17 protein-coding genes are annotated in these 22,253 nt (G+C 63.6%); 7 read left to right on the forward strand and 10 right to left on the reverse strand.

The window, feature by feature from the left end:
• Window positions 1–58: 58 nt before the first annotated feature.
• Window positions 59–2,509 carry a penicillin-binding protein 1A gene (locus H163_RS0111350; protein WP_019964701.1) on the reverse strand — a complete coding sequence of 817 codons (2,451 nt, stop codon included), beginning with the start codon at window positions 2,507–2,509 and terminating at the stop codon, window positions 59–61.
• Between the two features lie 171 nt (window positions 2,510–2,680).
• On the reverse strand, window positions 2,681–4,012 hold the full coding sequence (locus H163_RS0111355; RefSeq protein ID WP_244296130.1) for an N-acetylmuramoyl-L-alanine amidase: 1,332 nt from the start codon (window positions 4,010–4,012) through the stop codon (window positions 2,681–2,683).
• Window positions 4,013–4,891: 879 nt separating this feature from the next.
• Between H163_RS0111355 and H163_RS0111365 the strand changes: the two genes are divergently transcribed.
• Window positions 4,892–7,555 (forward strand): Rne/Rng family ribonuclease, encoded by a 2,664-nt coding sequence (locus H163_RS0111365; protein ID WP_019964704.1) that lies wholly within the window; start codon window positions 4,892–4,894, stop codon window positions 7,553–7,555.
• A 90-nt stretch (window positions 7,556–7,645) separates the two neighbouring features.
• Here H163_RS0111365 and H163_RS0111370 read toward each other — a convergent pair whose 3' ends face one another.
• Entirely contained in the window at window positions 7,646–8,758 is a 1,113-nt protein-coding gene (locus H163_RS0111370) for a pyridoxal phosphate-dependent aminotransferase (protein ID WP_081626014.1), read from the reverse strand.
• A gap of 246 nt (window positions 8,759–9,004) precedes the next feature.
• On the opposite strand from H163_RS0111370, the gene H163_RS0111375 reads away from it, so the two are divergent.
• The 6 genes from H163_RS0111375 (at window position 9,005) to aat (ending at window position 14,467) form a co-directional block, all read left to right on the forward strand.
• Window positions 9,005–10,438, forward strand: a complete 1,434-nt coding sequence (locus H163_RS0111375; RefSeq protein ID WP_019964706.1) for a M48 family metalloprotease — start codon at window positions 9,005–9,007, stop codon at window positions 10,436–10,438.
• Between the two features lie 53 nt (window positions 10,439–10,491).
• Complete coding sequence (locus tag H163_RS0111380; RefSeq protein ID WP_019964707.1) at window positions 10,492–11,259, forward strand: DsbA family protein; 768 nt, start codon at window positions 10,492–10,494, stop codon at window positions 11,257–11,259.
• Window positions 11,260–11,397: 138 nt separating this feature from the next.
• Entirely contained in the window at window positions 11,398–11,841 is a 444-nt protein-coding gene (gene aroQ, locus H163_RS0111385; protein WP_019964708.1) for a type II 3-dehydroquinate dehydratase, read from the forward strand.
• 23 nt (window positions 11,842–11,864) lie between these two features.
• Window positions 11,865–12,329 (forward strand): acetyl-CoA carboxylase biotin carboxyl carrier protein, encoded by a 465-nt coding sequence (gene accB / locus H163_RS0111390; RefSeq protein WP_019964709.1) that lies wholly within the window; start codon window positions 11,865–11,867, stop codon window positions 12,327–12,329.
• Window positions 12,330–12,340: 11 nt separating this feature from the next.
• Window positions 12,341–13,687 carry an acetyl-CoA carboxylase biotin carboxylase subunit gene (gene accC / locus H163_RS0111395; RefSeq protein ID WP_019964710.1) on the forward strand — a complete coding sequence of 449 codons (1,347 nt, stop codon included), beginning with the start codon at window positions 12,341–12,343 and terminating at the stop codon, window positions 13,685–13,687.
• Window positions 13,688–13,777: 90 nt separating this feature from the next.
• On the forward strand, window positions 13,778–14,467 hold the full coding sequence (gene aat / locus H163_RS0111400) for a leucyl/phenylalanyl-tRNA--protein transferase (protein WP_019964711.1): 690 nt from the start codon (window positions 13,778–13,780) through the stop codon (window positions 14,465–14,467).
• A 350-nt stretch (window positions 14,468–14,817) separates the two neighbouring features.
• Here aat and H163_RS0111405 read toward each other — a convergent pair whose 3' ends face one another.
• The 7 genes from H163_RS0111405 to H163_RS0111435 form a co-directional block, all read right to left on the reverse strand.
• Window positions 14,818–15,597 (reverse strand): L-fucose dehydrogenase, encoded by a 780-nt coding sequence (locus tag H163_RS0111405; protein ID WP_019964712.1) that lies wholly within the window; start codon window positions 15,595–15,597, stop codon window positions 14,818–14,820.
• On the reverse strand, window positions 15,597–16,874 hold the full coding sequence (locus H163_RS0111410) for an L-fuconate dehydratase (RefSeq protein ID WP_019964713.1): 1,278 nt from the start codon (window positions 16,872–16,874) through the stop codon (window positions 15,597–15,599). The genes H163_RS0111405 and H163_RS0111410 overlap by 1 nt, the downstream gene beginning before the upstream one ends.
• On the reverse strand, window positions 16,871–17,725 hold the full coding sequence (locus H163_RS0111415; RefSeq protein ID WP_019964714.1) for a fumarylacetoacetate hydrolase family protein: 855 nt from the start codon (window positions 17,723–17,725) through the stop codon (window positions 16,871–16,873). Before H163_RS0111415 ends, H163_RS0111410 begins: the two co-directional genes overlap by 4 nt.
• A gap of 131 nt (window positions 17,726–17,856) precedes the next feature.
• Window positions 17,857–18,801, reverse strand: a complete 945-nt coding sequence (locus H163_RS0111420; RefSeq protein WP_026355739.1) for an ABC transporter substrate-binding protein — start codon at window positions 18,799–18,801, stop codon at window positions 17,857–17,859.
• A gap of 65 nt (window positions 18,802–18,866) precedes the next feature.
• A complete protein-coding gene (locus tag H163_RS0111425) occupies window positions 18,867–19,874 on the reverse strand; it encodes an ABC transporter permease (RefSeq protein WP_019964716.1) in 1,008 nt (335 codons plus the stop codon).
• Entirely contained in the window at window positions 19,871–21,391 is a 1,521-nt protein-coding gene (locus H163_RS0111430; RefSeq protein ID WP_019964717.1) for a sugar ABC transporter ATP-binding protein, read from the reverse strand. The genes H163_RS0111425 and H163_RS0111430 overlap by 4 nt, the downstream gene beginning before the upstream one ends.
• The gene (locus tag H163_RS0111435; protein WP_019964718.1) at window positions 21,388–22,248 is read right to left on the reverse strand and encodes an amidohydrolase family protein; all 861 of its coding nucleotides are present in this window, start codon (window positions 22,246–22,248) and stop codon (window positions 21,388–21,390) included. Before H163_RS0111435 ends, H163_RS0111430 begins: the two co-directional genes overlap by 4 nt.
• Window positions 22,249–22,253: the final 5 nt, after the last annotated feature.

A 22,253-nucleotide genomic window follows, 5' to 3' on the forward strand; every position in this document is an offset into this window, starting at 1 on the left:
CTAACGGCGCAGGCAGGTCCTGTAAACAGCTACCCGCGCAGGCAGATCTGCAGATGGTTCAATAAAGGCCGCCCGTGCCGGTCATCACGGCCGCGCCAGCTTCCGGCGAAACGGTGCGCGGCACGCCCATCTCGTCCTCGAAGCCGATGACCGAATAGGTGTCCGGCGGGGCGGTGCCCGGCTTGAAGGACTCCAGAATGGTGCCTTCGGCCCCGGCGACGGCGCGCATGCCGGTGTGCCGGTTGATCGGGATCAGCTGCAGGCCCTTCGGCACACGGAACTCGACCGGCGGGCTGCCCGCCAGCGCTTCCTTCATGAACTCGGTGAAGATCGGCGCAGCGACAAGGCCGCCCGTCGCACCGCGTCCCATCGGCCGCGGCTGGTCGTAACCGATGAAGACGCCGACCGCGAGATCCGGCGTATAGCCGACGAACCAGGCGTCCTTTTCCTCGTTGGTGGTGCCGGTCTTGCCGGCAACCGGACGGCCAACCGCACGCACGCTGGTGGCGGTGCCGCGCTGAACCACGCCTTCCATCATCGAGGTGATCTGATAGGCCGTCATCGGATCGAGCACCTGCTCACGCTCGTCGATCAGCTCCGGCTCGGCCTGACCGGTCCAGTCATTGGCATCGCAGGTCTCGCAGATACGGCTGTCATGCTTGTAGATGGTGCGGCCATAACGGTCCTGAATGCGGTCGATCAGCGTCGGCGTCACCTTGCGGCCGCCATTGGCGAGGATCGAATAGGCCGTGACCATGCGCAGCACTGTGGTCTCGCCTGCCCCCAGCGACATGGAGAGCACCGGCATCAAGTTGTCGTAGATGCCGAAACGCTTGGCATATTCGGCAACCAGCGGCATGCCCATATCCTGCGCAAGGCGGATGGTCATGAGGTTACGCGACAGCTCGATGCCTGTGCGCAGCGTCGAGGGGCCATAGAACTTGCCGCCATAGTTCTGCGGACGCCAGGTCGCCTGCCCGGCCTGCGCCAGCTCGATGGGCGCATCCAGAACCACACTGGATGGGGTGTAGCCATTGTCGAGTGCGGCCGCATAAACGAAGGGCTTGAAGGACGAGCCGGGCTGGCGCCACGCCTGTGTCGCACGGTTGAACTCGCTCTGGGCAAAGCTGAAGCCGCCAACCAGCGCCAGCACGCGGCCCGTGAACGGGTCCATCGCAACCATCGCACCGGACACGCGCGGGATCTGGCGCAGCTCGTAGCGGCCGCCGTTCTTCGGAATTTCGACGTAGACCACGTCACCCGGTTTGAGCACGTCGCTGGCGGAATTGGGAGCACGACCGGAAACGCGTGCCCACTTCATGTCTTCCAGCTGCAGGGTGGCGGTTTCGCGCTCAGGCTCGAGCGCGCCGCTGACAAGCTTGCGCGGCTGCAGACCAACCTGTGCCGTGTTCTGACCAGCCTCGAGCACGACTGCAAGACGCCACTCCGGCAGATCCGAGAACGCCTCCACCTTGCCAAGCTCGACGCCCCAGTCACCCGCAACAGGGATCGTCGTCACCGGCCCGCGCCAGCCGCCGCCGCGCTTCTGATCGAAATCCAGAAGACCGTTCATCAGCACCTTGCGGGCTGTCGCCTGCATCTTCGGGTCGAGCGAGGACCGCACAGACAGACCGCCTTCGTAGAGGCTGTTTTCGCCGTAGATCGATGCAACCTGACGCCGGACCTCTTCCGTGAAGTACTCGGCAGCAAACAGCTGGGAGCCGGTTTCACGCGGCTTCACAGTCAGGGGCTTTGCCTTGGCAGCCTCGGCATCGGCCGCGCTGACGTAGCCGTTCTCGACCATACGGTCGATCACCCAGTTGCGGCGCTCGATGGCGCGATCGCGGCCACGGAAGGGATGGTAATTGTTCGGCGCCTTCGGCAGGGCCGCCAGATAGGCAGCTTCCTCAAGGGTCAGTTCATGCACCGACTTGTCGAAATAGACGAGCGAAGCCGCAGCCACACCATAGGCGCCGAGGCCAAGGTAGATCTCGTTGAGATAAAGCTCGAGAATCTCGTCCTTGGTATAGGCCTGCTCGATGCGCAGCGACAGGATCGCTTCCTTGATCTTGCGGTCGACCGAAAGCTCGTTGGTCAGCAGGAAGTTCTTGGCGACCTGCTGCGTGATCGTCGAGGCGCCTTCGGGGCGCCGGCCAGACCCGAAATTCTGCACAAAGCGCACCACGGCACGGGCAATACCCTCAGGGTCGATGCCGACGTGGCTGTAGAAATTCTTGTCTTCCGCCGAGATGTAGGCTTCCTTCAGGATGTCCGGCATGGCCTGGATCGGCAGGAAGAGACGCCGCTGCTTGGCGTATTCGGCCATCAGGCTGCCATCGGCGGCATGCACGCGGGTCATCACCGGCGGCTCGTAGTTCTTCAGCGCCGTATAGTCCGGCAGGTCCTCGCCCAGCTTCTCCAGATAGATCCAGACGCCGGCAGCGACCAGCAGTCCCAGCACCGCGCCGATGCCGAACAGATAACCGAAGAACTTGATCAGAAATTTCATGCCTTGGGCTCGCTTCTTCCCGGCCAGAGTGCTGCTGCCGGTCCCCTACCATATTCCGGGCAGACTGGACACAGGAGCAGGCAGAAATCCGGGTTTACCTCGGGACCTTAGTCGTCGAGCAATATGGCGATGCTGAGGCATCGGCAAGCACAGGCAGGCCCTGCGGCGCAATTACTTGGCCGTTGTCCCCGCCGTTGTCGCCCGTGCAGCGCCCTTGTCCATCGCAAAGCGCGGCTGGAAGAAGGCTTCGATCGCATCCGCGACGGCTGTTGCCGTACGCTCACGCCACTCCGGCGAAATCAGCAGCTTCTCGTCCTGCTCGTTGGAGAGATAGCCAAGCTCCACCAGCACGGACGGCACATCATGGGCCCTGAGCACCATGAAACCGGCGGAACGCTGCGGATTGTTGATCAGCTTCACCGCACTTCGCAGCTCTTCCACAAGGATCTTTGAGAAATGGCTTGAAAAGATCTTTGCTTCCCGCCGGGCGAGATCGACCAGAATATCAGCGACTTCAGCCGGTTCTTCGCTCAGCTCCACCCCGGCCAGCACATCCGAATGGTTTTCCGAGGCTGCAATCTGGGCAGCGAGCGTATCCGACGCCTTTTCGGAAAGTGTGTAGACAGTGGCGCCACGCACCTCTTCCTTGTAACTGCGCACCGAGTCCGCATGGATCGAGACGAAGAGATCGGCGTTGTGGCCGCGGGCAAACTGCACCCGCTTGCGCAGCGGCACGAAGGTGTCGTCATCACGGGTCATGAAGACCGTATAATGGCCAGTGTCTTCCAGCTTCTTTTTCAGAACTTGCGCAAAACTGAGAACCACTGCCTTTTCAAGCGTCCCGTGCACGCCGATGGCGCCCGTATCAATGCCGCCATGGCCAGGGTCCAGCACAACGACAGGCTTGGTCTTGCCCGCAGACGAGGTCAGCTTGTTCGCCTTGGGCGCGGCCTGCTGGCCATCCGTCACAAGGGCGCTGAGCGGCTGATGGGTGCGCTCGGCCTCGGCGAGAAATTCCTCACGGCTGGTCTTCACAAGATCGACAACAAGCCGGGCCGGCTGGTCTTCAATGGCTTCCAGAACGAAGCTCTTGTCCACCTTGGCTGGCTCGGTGAGGTCCAGCACGATCCGCGCCTTTCCCTTGGCAAACACGCCGTAGCGCCAGCTCCGGATCAGACCGCGCCCGTCCGTGCCCGAGCCCTCGGGCAGCTTGAACTCCATGGAAGGCAGATCAATGATGACGCGGTAGGGATCGGCGAGATTTGAAACGATGAAAGGCACCTGCCCCTGCAGGTCCAGAACGAATCGGGTCCGGGCCTCGTCCCCGGCAATACGGGCATCCGTGGCAGCGGAAGACTGGTCCGAGGCAACGGGCAAGGTCTCAGCCTGAACCGGAGCGGTGCCGGTCATGGCAGGCACCGCCAGAGCGGCCGCAAGCATCACCCTCGCCGCCGCACGGCGCAGCGCAGGCAAGACAAGATCGCGCAAACCTCTGCGGGCCACGGGCGCGTTCCGCTCGCAGCCTGGCAGAAAGACAGGCAAACTCTGCTGCAATCTGACTGGCAATACTCTACTCCGGTCCTGTTCGCGGGCTCGGATGCGGCACCTGCCGCGCTCTTTAAACCCTCCGGTGGCGTGCCGTCAAAGGACGGATCCTGGTGCAATGACCCTGCCGGTGGATGGTTAACTCCGTGCTAACGGGCCTTGCCTGTGCTTGCAAGCTGGCAGAGATGATTTCCATTGCTTGCCAAGGCGCTTGCTGACCCGTAAAAGAAGAATACGGATTTCGGTTTGCAGCCGATACTGCCTCAGATGATGGGAAGAACGGTCTTTCCACATGTCTTGGCGGCTTTGCCGGACGCGCGGAGCGGAGTGGAGGCCATTTGCCCCGGCCGCGGCGCCCGGCGTTAAGAGACGGCGAAGCATTGGGCGGTATTAGATGTGACGGGTGCGGGCTGTCCCTGGACAGTCTGGAATTGGCCGGACCAGAAGGCAGTGAGCAGGCTTCAATCCTGCACGCTCCGCCCGAAGGGTGACCAGAGTGACCTGTCATGGTGTCAGGCCCCAAGGCTTGGCTGCATGCCCCATCCGTGAAAACAGAAGCGCCTCGCAGGCGGCCATCGGGCCTCTTGCGGCAGCACTTCGCGGTGACAACAGTTTAATCAAGGGCAGGCGTTGCCTTGAAGCACAGCGCGATGCAGGCGGAAATGACACAAACGGTGTCCCCGGTTTTGCGGGACAGCCGGTCCGCAGGCATAGACGCGCGCGCGCCAGCTCTTTCGTCTTTCCATCCAAGTGACAAGAAAACGGTCTGCCGGACCTTCAGCCACGGAGCGCGTCAGCCGCGCCCCGGGCGTCCGGCTGCCGTGGAGACCTTCATCAATGGCAAACAAGATGCTGATCGACGCGGCGCACCCGGAGGAAACCCGGGTCGTCGTGGTGCGCGGCAATCGAGTTGAAGAATTCGACTTCGAGGCAGCTAACCGGAAGCAACTGCGCGGCAATATCTATCTGGCGAAGGTGACGCGGGTCGAACCCTCTCTCCAGGCCGCATTCGTGGAATACGGCGGAAACCGGCATGGTTTCCTCGCTTTCAGCGAAATCCATCCCGACTATTACCAGATCCCCGCCGCTGACAGGCTGGCGCTGATCGAAGACGAGCGTCACGAGGAAGAGCGGCGCGAAGCCGCTGAAAACGCCCGTCATGCCGCCCGCGAGGCTGCGGCCTCCGAAACTGCAAAGGACGGAGACGACAGCGACGACGACGATGATCACGAGGATTCGGACAAGTCGTCCTCCGACGGCGACGATGATGCCGACCATGTTGAATCGGTCGGCGCCGAAGATGCCATGGAAGAGGTGCCGGAGCGCCGCACCCGCCAGCGCAAGCAGTACAAGATCCAGGAAGTCATCAAGCGCCGCCAGGTGCTGCTGGTTCAGGTCGTCAAGGAAGAGCGCGGCAACAAGGGCGCTGCCCTGACCACCTATCTGTCGCTTGCAGGCCGTTACTCGGTGCTGATGCCGAACACGGGCCGTGGCGGCGGCATTTCCCGCAAGATCACCCAGCCTGTCGACCGCAAGCGCCTGAAGAAGATCGCCTCCGAGCTGGACGTGCCGGAGGGCATGGGCGTCATCCTGCGCACGGCCGGTGCCAGCCGCACCAAGGCCGAGATCAAGCGCGACTTCGAATATCTGATGCGCCTGTGGGAGAACGTGCGCGACCTGACGCTGAAGTCCAGCGCGCCCTGCCTCGTCTATGAGGAAGGCAGCCTGATCAAGCGCTCGATCCGCGATCTCTACAACAAGGACATCGACGAGGTTCTCGTCGCCGGCGAAGACGGCTACCGCGAGGCCAAGGACTTCATGCGCATGCTCATGCCGAGCCATGCCAAGAACGTCCAGCCCTACCGCGAGGCCTCGCCGATCTTCACCCGTTTCGGGGTGGAGCCGCAGCTCGATGCCATGTTCTCCCCGCAGGTCACCCTGCGCTCGGGCGGCTACATCGTCATCAACCAGACGGAAGCTCTGGTCTCCATCGACGTGAACTCGGGCAAATCCACCCGCGAGCACAATATCGAGGACACCGCCCTCCAGACGAACCTTGAAGCCGCCGAGGAAGTTTCGCGCCAGCTGCGCCTGCGCGATCTGGCCGGCCTCATCGTCATCGACTTCATCGATATGGAGGAGAACAAGAACAACCGGACGGTCGAGCGCAAGCTCAAGGACTGCCTGAAGAACGACCGCGCACGCATCCAGGTTGGCCGGATCTCGCATTTCGGCCTCATGGAAATGTCGCGCCAGCGCATCCGCACCGGCGTTCTGGAAAGTTCCACCACGCCCTGCCCGCATTGCCATGGCTCGGGCATGATCCGCTCGGTCGAATCGGTTGCCTTGCATGTGCTGCGCTCGCTGGAAGACTTCCTGCTGAAGGGTGTCACCCACAATCTGATCGTTCGCACCAATACCTCCGTGGCGCTCTACATCCTCAACCAGAAGCGCCGCAACCTGGGTGACCTTGAGGCCCGTTTCGGCCTCGAGATTGCCGTGGTGGCGGATGAGGTGGGCCATGGCCAGCATTATGTGCTGGAACGCTCGTCCCTGATCGACCGCGACAAGATCCCCCTCCCTGCTCCGCCGCAGATCCAGCCGCATATGGTCGAGATCGAAGAGATCGACGATATCGTCGAGCCGGAGGAAGAGGACGAGGATGACGTTGAGGAGGAACTGGAAGCAGCCTCGGCACATCCCTCTGCCCGCGAGCAGTCCGAAGACAGCGAGCGCCGCAAGCGCCGCCGCCGCAAGCGCCGCCGCAGCCCGGAAGCAGGCGGTGACCGCCAGGCCGGCCCGCGCCAGAACGAAGACGGTTCGGACGCTGATGCTGGCGATGACGCAGAAGGCAGCGAAGGCGAAGACGGTGAAGCGTCTCAGGGCGAAGGCGCCCAGGGCGACGGTTCCGACGAGCCCAAGCGCAAGCGCCGCCGTGGCCGCCGTGGCGGCCGCCGCGGCCGCCGCAATGGCGAGCGCGAGGACGGTGAAGAGGGCAGCGACGGCGACGAGGATGCGTCCGGTGAGGATACAGACGCAGACGCAAATGCAGCCGCAGCTTCGGAAGATCTGACCGGTGCAGTTGAAGGGGACGAAGCCGCAAACGGCGGCTCCTTTCCCGAAGCAGCCGAAGCCCCCGCTGCTGCAGAGGCTGACGCAGACGCTCCTGCCCGGGTGGAAGCAGCTCCGGCAGTGGCCGAAACGGCTGAAGAAGCCGTAACGGCCGCTCCCGAGGCACCGCAGGAAGCCCCGGCGGCTGAAACTCCGGCAGCAGAGGCCCCGGTTCTGGAAACCGTTGCCGCTGAAGCTCCGGCCGAAGCCGCCGCAGAGGTTGCCCCGGCGGCTGAAGTTGAAGCGCCCGCAGAACCGGCAGCCCCGGCCCGCCCGAAGGCACCGGCAACGCCGGTCGTCACCAGCCAGACCGCCGGTGACGGGGAAGGCCCGGATGACGAAGGCAAGCCCAAGCGTTCCGGCTGGTGGCAGCGCCGCTCCTTCTTCTGATCCCCTGATCAGAGGCTAAAAAAGACCCCCTCCGGAAGGCTGCTTCCGGAGGGGTTTTCTTTTCTCTCTCTTCGACGGTGTACCGCGCTCTCAGCGCCCCTTCAGCCATCCGTCCAGACGCCGCACGGCCTCTGCAATATCCTCACCGGACCCGGCGAAGGAAAAGCGGGTGTAGCTGGCGCCGTGAACGGGGTCGAAATCCGCTCCGGGCGTCGCCGCAACACCGGCCTCTTGCAGCATGGCGCGGGTGAAATCGAGAGAGCTTGCGGCAAAACGGCTGGTGTCGGCATAGACATAGAAGGCACCATCCACCGGCAGCAGCCGGTCGAAACCGATCTTCGGCAGGGCCTCCAGCAGCAGTGCCCGGTTGGCGGCATAGCCAGCCTTGATCACCTCCAGCTCTTCTGTGGCATCAAAGGCGGCGGCGGCGGCGATCTGTGAAAGTTCCGGCGCGGAGATGTAGAGGCTCTGGGCGATGCGCTCGGCCGGCCGCACAAGGCTTTCCGGCAGCACCATCCAGCCGATGCGCCAGCCCGTCATGCAGTAATATTTGGAGAAGCTGTTGATGATGATCGCGTTCTGGGAGGTCTCCAGCGCTGAGGCCTGCTGCCCGTCATAGACGAGCCCATGATAGATCTCGTCAGAGATGAACCAGATGCCCGCATCGTCACAAAAACGGGCAAGATCCGCGAGGGCTGCGGGCGTCATCATCGTGCCGGTCGGGTTGGCGGGGCTCGCCACCAGAACACCCTTGACCGGGCCATCCTTCAAGGCATTTGCGATATGCTCCGGCGTGAGGCTCCAGCGGGTCTGCGGCCCCACCTCGATTTCCACCGGCACCAGCCCCAGCGCCTTGATGATGTTGCGGTAGGCCGGATAACCGGGCGCCGTCAGAACGATACGGTCACCCGGATCGAAGGCGGCAAGGAACGACAGGTTGAAGCCCGCTGAAGAGCCGGTCGTCACCATGATCCGGCTTTCAGGCACCTCGACGCCATAGGCATCGCGGTAGTGGCGGGCAATGCGCTGGCGCAAGGGTGCGATACCGCGCGCCTCCGTGTAGCCAATACGCCCAATCTCCAGCGCCTGCCGGGCGGCGGCAAGAACGGTGGAGGGGGCCGGTGCGCCGGGCTGGCCCACTTCCATGTGGATGAGATGCCGCCCCTCCGCCTCCAGCGCACGCGCCGCCGACAGAACATCCATGGCCAGGAACGGGTCCACGGCACTGCGGGCGGAAGGGATGGTCTTCTGGCTGGTCACGGCGCAAATCCTCACGATGGCTGTTGCCACGCGGTTTACAGCGTTGCCCTGCCTTATGCCAGCCGCCGCTTTGGCGGGGCACGAAAGCGCAGCACACCTGAGCGTGACCGGATGCGGCGGACGGGCCTGTTGACCTGCCCCGGATGCCTCCCCTACCTTCTCCGGCAACACGCTAAAGAGGAAGCACCCGTGCGACACATTTCCACCGTTCAGGAACCCGGCAGCGGCAAGGCAGCCGCCCCTGTCCTTGGCCGGATTCTGCGCAAGGCCGGCACCCTGTTCATGGCAGCAGCGATTGCCCTGCCGTCATTGACCGCACCATCGGCGGCTCAGGGCCGGAAGATTCCGGTCGTGCGCGATGCGGAGACCGAGGAACTGCTGCGCGACTACGCGGCACCGATCTTCAAGGCTGCCGGCCTGCCGCAGGGACAGGTGGAAATCATCCTCGTCAACGAAAGCACCTTCAACGCATTCGTTCCCGATGCGCGCCGCATGTTCATCAATGTGGGTGTGCTGATCGAAGCCGAGACACCGGGCGAGGTCATCGGCGTGATCGCGCATGAAGCCGGCCATATCGCGGGCCGCCATCTGGTGCGCCTGCGCACCGCGCTTGCCAATGCGCAGATCATGACCGTTGTCGGCATGGTGCTGGGTGCCGGTGCCATGGCGGCAGGCGTCTCCAGCAATTCCTCCGGAGCAGCAGGGGGCGGTGCAGCCATTGCCATGGGTGCGCCGGGCATCGGCCAGCGCTCGCTGCTGGCCTATCAGCGCGGCGAGGAAGCCGCTGCCGACAAGGCCGCCCTGCGCTATCTGGAAATGACCGGCCAGAGCGCCAAAGGCATGCTGCGCACCTTCGAGCGCTTTGCCGACCAGCAGCTGTTTTCGGCCAAATACACCGATCCTTATGCCCAGAGCCACCCGATGGCGCGTGAGCGTTACAACTCGCTTGAGGAGCAGGCCCGCAAGAGCAAGTATTTCGACAAGCCCGCCCCGCCGGCTCTTCAGGCGCGCCATGACATGGTGCGGGCCAAGCTGACTGCCTTCACCAATCATCCCAATGCCGTCGCCCGGCTCTATCCGCGCTCGGACACCAGCATGCCGGCACAATATGCCCGCGCAGTTGCGGCCATGCGCAGCAGCGGCAGGGCAGCGGTGAAGGACATTGACGCGCTGATTGCCAAGCAGCCCGACAACCCGCATTTCCATGAGCTGAAGGGCCAGGCCCTGCTGGAATCAGGAAACCCGAAGGCGGCCATCCCCTCCTTCCAGCGCGCCGTGCAGCTGCGGCCGAACGAAGGCCAGTTTCTGATCTGGCTCGGCTATGCCATGGTCGGTGCCAACGAGCCCTCACTGCTGGCCGAGGCGGAGCGCATCCTGAAGAACGGCATCCAGCGCGACCCCAATTCCGGCATCGCCTTCAGCCAGCTGGCCATTGCGCAAGGGCGCCAGGGCAAGCAGGCAGAGGCGGATGTCTCGACAGCCCAGGGCATGATGATGGCGGGTGACTTCCAGGCGGCGAAACGATATGCCGCACGTGCTCAAAAGAATTTGAAGCCCGGAACGCCTGCATGGATCCAGGCAGATGATATCCTGACCTACAAACCGCCGGCCCTGAATCGCTGAGCTGCAGCAATCTGTTTCCGCACCACGCGCTGAATGCGCGCAGGAGTTTTTGAATGAACCGCATTTTCCGCAGTCTCGCTGCGCCCGTGCTGGCGCTTGCCCTTGGCACCCTGGCCCCCGTGACGGCTTTGGCCCAGTCCCCCGCCCTCGACAAGGCGCAGGTCGAGCAGATCGTGAAGGACTATCTGCTGCAGAACCCCGAAGTCATCCGTGACGCCCTTGTCGAACTGGACCGCCGCGACAAGGAGGCCGAAGCCACCCGCGTCAGCGCCATGGTCTCCGACAAGGACGGCATCCTGCTCAATTCCCGCCATCAGGTGGTGCTGGGCAATCCGGATGGCGATGTCACCATGGTCGAGTTCTTCGACTACAACTGCGGCTACTGCAAGCGCGCCATGGCAGACATGGAACGCCTGCTGGATGAGGACCCGAACCTGCGCGTCGTGCTGAAGGAATATCCGGTTCTGGGCCAGCCCTCCTTCGAAGCCGCACAGATTGCCATTGCGGTGAATGCACTGGCGCCGGACAGATACCGGGAGTTCCACGTCGCCATGCTGAGCCTGCGCGGCAAGGCCGATCAGGCCAGCACGCTGAAGGTCGCAGAGGCGATGGGCCTTGCCCGTGACGATCTCGCCCGTGCGGTCACCAAGGAGGATGTGCGTGCCAATGTGGAAGAAGTCTACGATCTGGCAGACCAGCTCGGCATTTCCGGCACGCCGTCCTATGTGATCGGCGATGCGGTGATCAAGGGCGCCTATGGCTACGACACGCTGAAGGCCGCCATTGAATCCGTGCGCAAATGCGGCAAGGCGACCTGCTGACCGGATACGGCAGGCCACGGGCATCCCCGTGATTTTCACCAAGACCCTGGGGGCGGCCATGGCGCTGCCCCAATCAGGGCTTTTCCTCCCGCACGCAAATCCCTATAAGGATGCGGAAATCGCGGCGACGGAGAAGGAATGCCCGCCACCTTTTTCATTTTGAACGGCCCCAATCTCAACCGGCTCGGCAAGCGCGAGCCGGAGACCTATGGCCGTACGACCCTCGCCGATATCGAGGCCCAGGCACGCGCAACTGCCGCGCGGCTCGGCTACGACATCGTCTTCCGCCAGACCAACAGCGAAGGGACGCTGGTGGACTGGATTCACGAAGCTGCCGACACCGGCGCTGTGGGGATCATCATCAATCCTGCCGCCTACACGCACACATCCGTCGCCATTCATGACGCGATCCGTGCCGTGGCGCTCCCTACGGTGGAAGTCCATCTGTCCAACGTCCATGCACGTGAGGCCTTCCGCCACCACTCCTATGTCTCACCGGTTGCGGCCGGCGTGATCTGCGGCTTCGGCGCCAAGGGCTATGACCTGGCGATCGAGGCCTTGGCCCACAAGCTCGGCGCCTGAACGACTACAGAAAGCACTTTGAGATGACCAAAGAAAACAACGGTTTCGACAAAAACCTGATCCGTGAGCTGGCGCTCCTGCTCGATGAGACCAACCTGTCCGAGATCGAGCTGGAGCAGAAGGATTTCCGCATCCGCGTTGCCCGCGAGCTGACGATCCAGGCTTCCGTTGCCTCTCATTATGCTCCGGCTCCGGCCGCCGCCCCCGTGGCAGCAGCTGCCCCTGCCGCAGCACCGGCAGAGCCCGCAAAGCATCCGGGCATGGTGCCCTCGCCGATGGTCGGCACCGCCTATCTTTCGCCCGAGCCGGGCGCCCGCGCCTTCGTGGAAGTCGGCGCTGCCGTGAAGGAAGGCCAGACGGTTCTGATCGTCGAGGCCATGAAGACCATGAACCAGATCCCCGCTCCGCGCAGCGGCGTGCTGAAGCAGGTGCTGGTCACCGACGCGCAGCCGGTGGAATACGGCGAACCGCTCTTCATCATCGAATAAGGGGCGGCCCGATGTTCACCAAGATCCTGATCGCAAACCGCGGCGAAATTGCCCTCCGGGTGCTGCGGGCCTGCAAGGAGCTCGGCATTTCCACCGTGGCGGTGCATTCCACCGCCGACGCGGATGCCATGCACGTGCGCCTTGCCGATGAAAGCGTCTGCATCGGTCCGGCTCCGGCCCGTGACAGCTACCTCAACATTCCCGCCCTCATGGCCGCCTGTGAAATCACCGGCGCCGATGCGGTGCATCCGGGCTACGGCTTCCTGTCCGAGAACGCCCGCTTTGCGGAAATTCTCGAGGCTCACAACATCACCTTCATCGGCCCCACGTCGGAACATATCCGCATCATGGGTGACAAGATCGAGGCCAAGCAGACCGCCAAGCGCCTCGGCATTCCGGTGGTGCCGGGCTCTGACGGCGCCGTGACGCCGAAGGACGATGCCCACGCCATTGCCCGCGAGATCGGCTATCCGGTTCTCGTCAAGGCGGCAGCGGGCGGCGGCGGACGCGGCATGAAGGTGGCGCTGACCGAGGCCGACCTCGACAACGCCCTCTCCACGGCCCGTTCCGAAGCCAAGGCCGCCTTCGGTGATGATGCTCTCTACATGGAGAAGTATCTCGCCAAGCCGCGCCACATCGAAATCCAGGTTCTGGGTGACGGTCAGGGCAACGCCATTCATCTGGGCGAACGCGACTGCTCGCTGCAGCGCCGCCACCAGAAGGTGCTCGAAGAGGCTCCCTCCCCGGCGCTCAATGCCAGCCAGCGGGCGGAAATCGGCGAGATCGTGGCCGATGCCATGCGCAAGCTGAAGTACCGCGGTGTCGGCACGGTCGAGTTCCTCTACGAGGACGGCGAGTTCTACTTCATCGAGATGAACACCCGACTGCAGGTGGAGCATCCGGTGACGGAAATGGTCACCGGCATCGACCTGGTGAACGAGCAGATCCGCATTGCAGCGGGTGGCACGCTCAGCCTCAAGCAGGAAGACGTGCTGTTCGAGGGCCATGCCATCGAGTGCCGCATCAACGCGGAAAACCCGCGCACCTTCGCCCCCTCGCCCGGCACGATCACCTATTACCACCCGCCCGGCGGCCTTGGTGTGCGCGTCGATTCCGGTGTGTATCAGGGCTACAAGATCCCGCCGCACTACGACAGCCTCATCGGCAAGCTCATCGTCCATGGCCGCAACCGCGTGGAATGCATGATGCGCCTGCGCCGTTGCCTGGACGAATTCGTCGTCGACGGCATCCAGTCCACCATTCCGCTGTTCCGCGATCTGGTGGACAATCAGGACATTGCCAACGGCCAGTACGACATTCACTGGCTGGAAAAGTATCTGTCTGCGAAAGATCAGTAAGATACGGGATAAAGCGTCTCCGCCCGCATGGCCGGGCGGAGACTGCATCTGATCAGATCCGGCGAAAGACCGGACGGTACAGGCCTCGGGATGGCACGCAAGAACAACGACGACGCCGTTCTGGAAATCACGCCGCAGCTTTTGCTGAAGGCCTATGCCTGCGGCATCTTCCCCATGTCGGAATCGGCGGACGACCCGCATCTGTTCTGGATCGAGCCGGAGCATCGCGGCATCCTGCCCCTCGACGGCTTCCACCTGCCCCGCCGCCTCGCCCGCACCGTGCGTTCGGACCATTTCGAGATCCGGGTGGACAGCGATTTTGAGGGCGTCATCAGCGGCTGCGCCGAACCGGCACCGGGCCGGGACAACACCTGGATCAACACGGAAATCCGCCGCCTCTATGGCGAGTTGTTCGAGCTCGGCCACTGCCACACGGTGGAGGCCTGGCGCGAGGGCAAGCTGGTGGGCGGACTCTATGGAGTCAGCATCGGGGGCGCCTTCTTCGGCGAAAGCATGTTCGCCCGTGAGCGCGACGCCTCCAAGGTCTGCCTCACCCATCTGGTGGCCCGGCTGATTGCGGGCGGCTACCGTCTGCTCGACACCCAGTTCACCACCAGCCATCTGGAACGCTTCGGCACCATCGAAGTGCCCAAGGCCGACTACAGCCTGCTCCTCGAAGACGCCATGCGCTGTGACGCCAGCTACTTCACCCTCCCCCCCGATGCCACCGGCGAAATGGCACTGGCCGTGCTGGAGAGGCCGGGAACACGGAAGGCGTGAGGGGCGCGGATTAGCGAGCTCCGGGCGCCGGGATTGCGAAAGACTCCCCATCTTCCTAAAGACGTTCCACCGCCGCAAAGTCTCTCCACCTTCGTCATGCCATGACTTGATCATGGCATCCATGCCGATCCTGCACAAAGCTTGAGGCGGTTAAGATCACTCAAGCAAATCAACGCCCTGAGCGAGCGGAGAAGCAATGGAATGGATGCCATGATCAAGTCATGGCATGACGGAATTTCGATATTTTCGCAAAAATAACCAGCTCCACGATGTTCCCGCAGCTTCAAGACCAAAAAAGCCGGAAACTGATCCCCAGTTCCCGGCCTCTTTCTTTCAACGCTCCAGATCCCTCACCCGCGCAGGGCGCGGTCGAGGTGGGTGTAGCCGCCGTCGGGGAAGACCCACTGGCCGGTCGTGTGGGACGAACGGGCAGACAGCAGGAAGACCACCGTGTCCGCCAGCTCCCGGGGGGTCGTCATGCGGGCGCCGAAGGGAATGCGCCCCTCGATCTCCGCAAGCCGCTCCTCAGGGTCCGGGAAGGACTTCAGCCAGTTTTCATAGAGCGGTGTCATCACCTCGGCCGGCAGCACGGCATTGACCCGCACACCGTCCTTGGCAAGTTCCGCCGCCCATTCCCGCGTCAGGCCCAGCTGCGCCGCCTTGGCGGCCACATAGGCCGAGGTGTTGCCCTGCCCCGTCACCGCCGTCTTGGAGGAGACATTGACCACGGCCCCTTTTGAGGCCTTGAGGTCGGCAAGGGCGTGGTGCATCAGCGCGTAGTAATGCACCAGATTGCGGTCGAGCGAGGCGCGGAAGGCTTCCGGCCCGGCATCAAGGCCGACGCTGTCATTGGCGCCGGCATTGTTGACCAGCCCGTCGATGCGGCCATAGCGCGCCCGGCAGGTGGAGATCACCGCCGCGCAATCCTCATCACGCGACAGTTCCGCCTGAATGAAGGAGGCTTCAGGCGACAGGGCGGTGATCCGCGCCATGAACGCCGCCTCCGGCTCCCGCCGGGTGGCGATGACCGGAATGGCCCCCTCCTCGGCGAGAATTTCGGTGACGGCAGCCCCGATGCCCGAAGCGCCGCCCGTGACGATGATGACCTTGCCCTGAAGCCCCAGATCCATCAGTTTGCTCCGAACCGGTAGGCCGCGATGGAGGCTGGCTTCATCTCGATGGAGAAGCCCGGCAGCTGCGGCGGCATGTAGGCTGCATCACGGATGAGGCAGGGCTCGACGAAATGCTCATGCAGGTGATCCACATATTCGATCACCCGGCCCTCATAGGTGCCTGCGATGCACAGATAGTCGATCATCGACAGATGCTGCACATATTCGCAGAGCCCGACGCCGCCCGCATGCGGGCAGACCTTGAGGCCATGCTTGGCCGCCATCAGCATCACGGCGAGGATCTCGTTGACGCCGCCCAGGCGGCAGCTGTCGATCTGCACCACGTCGATGGCACCGCGCATGATCAGCTGTTTGAAGATGATGCGGTTCTGGCACATCTCGCCGGTGGCCACCTGAATGGGGGCAACGGCTTCGCGGATCTTGCGGTGGCCTTCGATGTCGTCGGGGCTGGTCGGCTCCTCGATGAACCACGGACGGGCAAAGGCAAGCTGCTTCACCCAGCCGATCGCCTGATCGACCTCCCACACCTGATTGGCGTCGATCATCAGGTTGATGTCCGGGCCAACCGTTTCACGGGCGATCGTGAGCCGGCGGATGTCGTCGGCCAGATCGCGGCCCACCTTCATCTTGATGTGGCGGAAGCCGGCATCGACCGCCTCGCGGCACAGGCGCCGCAGCTTGTCGTCGTCGTAGCCGAGCCAGCCAGCCGAGGTGGTGTAGCAGGGATAGCCGGTGGCTTCCAGCTTGGCCCGCCGCTCCGCCTTGCCTTCCGCCTGCTTCGTCAGGAACTCCAGCGCCCATTCCGGCGTGATGCAATCCGTGAGGTAGCGGAAGTCGATGCAGCGCACCAGCTCTTCCGGGCTCATGTCAGCGACGAGTGCCCAGACCGGCTTGCCCTCGATCTTGGCCCACAGGTCCCAGACCGCGTTGACGACGGCGCCGGTTGCCAGATGGATGGCGCCCTTGTCGGGGCCGATCCAGCGCAGCTGGCTGTCGGAGGTGATGTGCCGCCAGAAGCGGCCCATGTCTTCGGCAACCCAGGCCATGTCGAGGCCCACGACCAGCGGACGCAGGGCCTCGATGGCGGCAACGCAGATCTCGTTGCCGCGCCCGATGGTGAAGGTCAGACCGTGGCCCTCGTGGGGGCCATCGGTCTCCAGCACCACATAGGCTGCCGAGTAGTCCGGATCCGGGTTCATCGCATCCGAACCATCGAGATGCTGGCTCGTGGGGAAACGCAGGTCCGCCGTGCGCAGACCGGTAATCCTGGTCATGCCCGCACCACCTTCTGGGTCTGCTCGCCGAGGCCAGCAATGCCGAGGCGGATGGTCTCGCCGCCCTTGAGGAACACCGGCGGCTTCTGGCCGAGGCCAACGCCCGGAGGCGTACCGGTGGAGATGACATCACCCGGCTGCAGCGACATGAAGCGGCTGAGGTAGGAGACGATATGGGCGACGCCGAAGATCATCGTGGCGGTGGAGCCGTCCTGATAGCGCTTGCCATCGACCTCCAGCCACATGTGCAGGTTGCCCGTATCGGCAATCTCGTCGCGGGTCACCAGCCAGGGGCCGATCGGGCCGAAGGTATCGCAGCCCTTGCCCTTGTCCCAGGTGCCGCCGCGCTCGATCTGGAATTCGCGTTCGGACACATCGTTGACAACGCAATAGCCGGCCACATGGTCCAGCGCGTCCTTTTCCTCGATGTACTTGCCGCCCTTGCCGATGACGATGCCGAGTTCGACTTCCCAGTCGGTCTTCTGCGAGCCACGCGGGATTTCGATGGCATCATCCGGGCCGGAGATGGCCGAGGTCCACTTGTTGAAGACCACCGGCTCTTTCGGGATGTCGGCCCCGGTTTCGGCGGCATGGTCGGCGTAGTTGAGACCGATGCAGATGAACTTGCCGACGCGGCCAACGCAGGCGCCAAGGCGCAGGTCCTGCTGCGGGGTGCCCGGCACCACCGGCAGCGAAGCCGGGTCGATGGCGGCAAGGCGCGCAAGGCCTTCCGGCGTCAGGTGGCTGCCCGCAACGTCATCAATGACGCCGGACAGATCACGCACCTTGCCGTCCTTGTCGAGAAGGCCCGGCTTTTCCTGGCCATTCGGGCCGTAACGCAGCAACTTCATGTCAGTCTCCGTGGGTATGAAAGGGACCGGGCAGTCTGCCCGGCCCCGGATGTCAAAGCTGGATTTCCTCAAGCCCGTGCGGCGCTTGGGCCTTCCAGGACGTGATGCACAAGCATCCCGGCGCCTTGAAATTAGTCGTAGAGAACGGCAGTAATTTCCGGCGCGTCGATGTTCGACTTGTCGTAATAGTAGAAGCCGGTGTCGATGTTCGGCACCACCGGCTCACCCTTGGCAGCGGCAACAGCGGCCTTGACGGTTTCATAGCCGATGCCGACCGGGTTCTGGGTGATGGCGCCCGCCATCAGGCCGTCGCGGACCGCCTGCTTCTGGGCAGCGCCCGAGTCATAACCGATGATGACCACCTGACGGCCCATCTCGCGTGCGCCGTTGACGACACCGATGGCAGAACCTTCATTGGCACCGAAAATGCCCTTCAGGTTCGGGTTCGCCTGCAGGATGGCCTTGGTGATTTCGGTGGACTTGAGCTGGTCGCCGCCGCCGTATTCGATGGCAACGACCTGGATCTTCGGCTTGTTCATGGCCAGCCATTCGACGAATCCGTCGCGGCGGTCGATGCCGGTGCGGCTGGTCTGGTCATGCACCACCAGCGCCACGTCGCCTTCATCACCGATCAGCTCGGCCATCTTCTCGGCGGCAAGGGCAGCAGCGGCCTTGTTGTCGGTCGCGGCCGTCGAAAGCGGGATGGAGCTGTCCACGCCGCTGTCAAAGGCGATGACCGGGATATTGGCGGCTTCGGCCTGACGCAGCAGTGGAATGGCAGCCTGGCTGTCCAGCGCGGCAAAGCCGATGGCGGACGGCTTCTTGGCAAGGGCTGCAGACAGCATGTCGATCTGCCGGTCGACCATGGTCTCGTTGTCCGGGCCTTCGAAGGTCACTTCCACGTTGAACTCGGCGGCGGCCTTGTCGGCGCCTGCCTTCACGGCCTGCCAGAACTGATGCTGGAAGCCCTTCGAGATCATCGGGATATACATCTTCTCCTGTGCCATCGGCATGGAAGCCGAGGCAACAAGGACGGCGGCACTGAGCGTGCCCAGCAGCATACGGCGTGTAATCATTTCCATTCCTCCACTTTCAAGGTTTCAAAGATACGGGGGCATTTGCGCCCTCTTCTTTCCTGACCTCAGCTGCGCTCCCTCCGCAGTTGATCGGCATAGACGGCAAGGATGATGATCCCGCCGGTCACAACGGTCTGCCACTCGGGCGCGACCGAAAGAATGCGCAGGCCGTTGGTGAGCACGGCCATGATCAGCGCGCCGATCAGCGTGCCGAGCACCGTGCCCCTGCCACCTGCCAGCGACGTGCCGCCAATGACGACGGCAGCGATGGCGTCCAGCTCGTAGCCAAGGCCAAGGGCCGGCTGCGCCGAGTTGAGACGCGAGGAAATGAGAATGCCCGCGATGCCGCAGATGGCGCCAGCCAGCGCATAGACGGCCATTTTCCAGGCGCGGGTGTTGACGCCGGACAGGCGCACCGCCTCCTCGTTGGAGCCGAGTGCATAGGTGTAGCGGCCAAGCACGGTGCGCGACAGCACCCAAGCCATGCCGCCGGCTACGGCGAAGAGCACGAGCACACCATTGGGGATCGGCAATGCCGGGATCACCATGCCGATCAGCGAGCCCTGCGAGATGTCCGTGTAGCCCGGCGTGTCGTTGAAATAGATCGGGCGCGCCCCGGTAATCAGCAGCGACAGCCCCTTCAGCATCAGCATCATGCCCAGAGTGGCAATGAAGGGCGGGATCTTCATCTGCGCCACGAAGGTGCCCGAGGCGAGGCCGCAGAGCGCGCCCGTGCCGATGGCCGCCAGAATGCCCAGCGGCAGCGGCATGCCGCCCCATGTCAGCACCACGCCGGTGATGACGGCGCAGAAGGTCATCAGCATGCCGATGGACAGGTCGATGCCCCCCGTCAGGATGATGACCGTTGCCGCCACGGCCAGCACGCCATTGACGGACGTGGCCTGCAGGATGGCCATGATGTTGCTCACCTGAAAGAAATTCGGTGAGGCAAGGCTGAAGCCGATGACGAGAATGATCAGGCTGGCAAAGGCCAGAAGCTTCTGCTGGGCAGATGCGGATTGCTGCACGAAGCTTGCGCCTGCTGCGGCCTTGGACTTGTCTTGTGCTGTCACGCGGGTTCCTCCTGACGCGTGGCTTGCCGGGCAGTGGCAAGATGCATGATGTCTTCCTGGGTGGTGCCTGCCCCGCCGGGCAGCGTGCCGGTCAGCCGGCCTTCGCACATGACGGCGATGCGGTGCGACACACGCAGGATTTCCGGCAGTTCCGAACTGATGACGATGATGGCCTTGCCCTCCGCAGCAAGGTCCGCCAGCAGTTTGTAGATTTCAGACTTGGCGCCAATGTCGATGCCGCGCGTCGGCTCATCGAAGATGAGGATATCGCAATTGCGCAGCAGCCATTTGGCAATGACGACCTTCTGCTGGTTGCCACCGGACAGAAGCCGCACTTCCTGCCGCTCGGACGGGGTGCGGATGCCAAGGCTCTTGATGAAATCCCGCGCTGTCTTGCGCATGGCTTCATCGTTCAGTTGTCCCGCACCGCCGGTGAAGCGGTGCATGCTGGCCAGCGCCACGTTGTCGGCAACGTCCATGCCAAGGGCGAGGCCGAAGTGCTTGCGGTCCTCCGACAGATAGCCGATCCCGGCCCGCACAGCGTCCACCGGGGAGCGGATCTCGACCTTGCGGCCATGCACGGTGATTTCGCCGCTGTCCCGCGGATCGGCACCGAAGATGGCGCGGGCGACTTCCGTGCGCCCGGCCCCCATGAGACCGGCAAAGCCAAGCACTTCGCCCTTCTTCAGCGAGAAACTGACATCGCGGATTTCACGCCCCCGGTTCAGGCCCTTCACTTCGAGAGCCACTTCTGAGCCGGTCAGATCGGGGATCGAGACCACCTCATCCGTCAGCGTGCGCCCGACCATCATGGAGATGATCTGCGAGATCGGCGTTTCCTTCGCGCCCACCGTGCCGACATATTCGCCGTCACGCATCACGGTCACCCGGTCGGAAATACGGCGGATCTCGTCCATCTTGTGGCTGATGTAGACGATGCCCACGCCATCGGCCTTCAGCCGGGCGATCATGGCAAAAAGCTCGTTGATCTCGCTCTCGGTGAGCGCCGCCGTCGGCTCGTCCATGATCAGCACGCGCGAGCGCGCCGACAGGGCCTTGGCGATTTCCACCATCTGCTGGCGGGCGATGGACAGGCCATCCACCTTGCGGCGCGGATCGATGTTGATGTTGAGGACACGGAACAGTGCCTCGGCATCGCGGATCATCTTTGCATCATCGACCCGGCCGAAGGACAGGCGCGGCTCGCGGCCGATGAAGATGTTCTGCGCGACCGTCAGATCCTTCATCAGGGCGAGTTCCTGATGGATGATGCCGATGCCCTGATCCTGTGCGGCGCGCGGGCTGGGCAAGGTCACTTCCCGGCCCTCCACCAGAATACGGCCCGAGTCCGGCTGATAGACGCCGGAGAGGATCTTCATGAGGGTGGATTTGCCTGCGCCATTTTCCCCCATCAGCGCATGAACCTCGCCCTCCTGAAGGTCGAAGCTCACGCCCTTCAGGGCATGGACGCCGGGAAAGCGCTTGTCGATGCGGTGCATTTCCACGAGGATCTTCATGCGCGCCCCTCCCCGAGCCCGTAGAAACGGATGGCAGTGCCGCCAAGCAAGGCAGCGCGCTCATCAGAGGACAGACCACCGGTCAGCCGTTCCGTCACCTCTTCCCAGAAGCCGTGCGTGCCGGCCAGCGTCAGCACCGGCCAGTCCGATCCCCACATCAGCCGCTGCGGGCCGAACCAGTGCAGCAGATGATCCATCACCGGCTGCAACAGGGCCACCGCAGCTTCCACATCCTGCGGGCAGGACGGGCTGATTTCGGTGAGAAGGCCGGACAGCTTGCAGACGATGCGCGTGTCCGCCGCCAGCGCCTTCATGTGGTGCTTCCAGTGGGCGCTCAGGCCTTCCGCCACCGTAGGCTTGGCAGCGTGATCAATGACCAGCGGAAGATCAGGATGAGCAGCCGCGAAACGGGTGATGGCGGCAAGCTGAGGTTCCTTCACCAGTGCATCGAAGCGCAGGCCAAGGCGCACCATGGCTGCAATCACGCAATCCTCGGGAGCTGTAAGGATCCAGTCCGGATCGGCAATGTCCTGCAGCATCGGGCGGATGCCCTTGAGGCGCTTGTCCGCCGCCATGTGCTCCAGCCGGACTTCCGCCAGCGGATCGGTCAGATCAACCCAGCCGACCACACCGGCAATCTGCGGCGCAGCCTTGGCAAGCTCCAGCAGAAACAGGGTTTCCGCCTCGGACGGGGCAGCCTGCACCACGACAACGCGGCGGTTGCCGTTGAGGCTGGCGAGATCGGCAGGCAGGAAGTCACGGCGCAGCGGATCAAGAGCGGGACCGCCCTCCTCCAGCCAGCCATAATCTCCGCGCGCCGGGCGCCAGAAATGGCAATGAGCATCAATTCGTTCCATCCGGC

It is taken from the genome of Pannonibacter phragmitetus DSM 14782 (genome assembly GCF_000382365.1).
In the GTDB taxonomy this organism is placed as follows: Bacteria; Pseudomonadota; Alphaproteobacteria; order Rhizobiales; family Stappiaceae; genus Pannonibacter; species Pannonibacter phragmitetus.